Source organism: Neobacillus drentensis, from assembly GCF_036966985.1.
GTDB lineage: Bacteria > Bacillota > Bacilli > Bacillales > Cytobacillaceae > Neobacillus > Neobacillus drentensis_E.
Genome location: NZ_JBALSN010000752.1, coordinates 354 through 1254, shown reverse-complemented (window position 1 = coordinate 1254; position 901 = coordinate 354). Strand labels below are relative to the sequence as shown.

The 901-nt window shown below is 42.1% G+C and carries 1 protein-coding gene; it reads right to left on the bottom strand.

All coding sequences use genetic code 11. The features are described 5' to 3' along the window. Positions 1-753 (bottom strand): MBL fold metallo-hydrolase (locus V7659_RS31370; RefSeq protein ID WP_335543891.1); only part of this gene is annotated, 753 nt, incomplete at its 3' end. Between the last annotated feature and the right edge of the window lie 148 nt (positions 754-901).

Here is a 901-nt window from a genome sequence, read left to right as displayed (position 1 = left end):
TTCCGGCATCATATGAATACTGGACCATCGCTCGTCGTATTGCCCGCATTCTAACAACGTTAAATCAAACGGGCCATATTTTTCGCCAATTTCTTTAAAGTGAGGACCATATCCGCTGTCTCCACTAAAGTAAATCTTCGTCTCCCGGCCAGCAATGACCCAAGAGCACCACATGGTAGAATCACGGTCAAATAATCCCCTTCCTGAGAAATGTCTTGCCGGTGTACAAGCCAGTGTGAGTCCTTTGAATTCCAACTCCTCCCACCAAGCATGTTCGGAAATTTTTTCTGAAGGAACGCCCCATTTAATCAAACGCTGACGAACACCGAGCGGTACAAAAAACCGCGATGCTTTACCCTTTAATTTACGAATGGATTGGTAATCTAGATGATCATAATGATCGTGGGAAATAATGATTGCATCGAGTGTCGGAAAATCCTCCAGTTGCACAGAAAGATTATTTTTGTATCTCTTGGTACCTGCCCACGAAACAGGGGAAGGACGAGGACCGAACATGGGATCAAATAAAAGTCTCTTGCCTTCTATTTCGAGAAAAAAAGCCGAGTGGCCAAACCAGGTGACCCGAGGAGCATCAGAGATTGAAAGGGTCTCAGCTGGAAGGAATGTTTCTGCATCGATGACAGCCTTGGGTCTCCGATTCGCAGCCCGTGTGAGAGAATCTCTCAGCATGCTGATCATCGACTTCCATCCCATCGTCATTGTTGTCGGTAATTGATTTTCGTATTTTTTCATTTATTGGGCTTCACCTGCTTATATAGTAGATCTTACATCCATTAATTATATTATATGTGTTTACTTTTTGAATCTATATTACTCCACGATCTTTTAGGATTTAATCGAGTTCTTAAATAATAATCTCCTGAAATTAAAAAAATGAAAG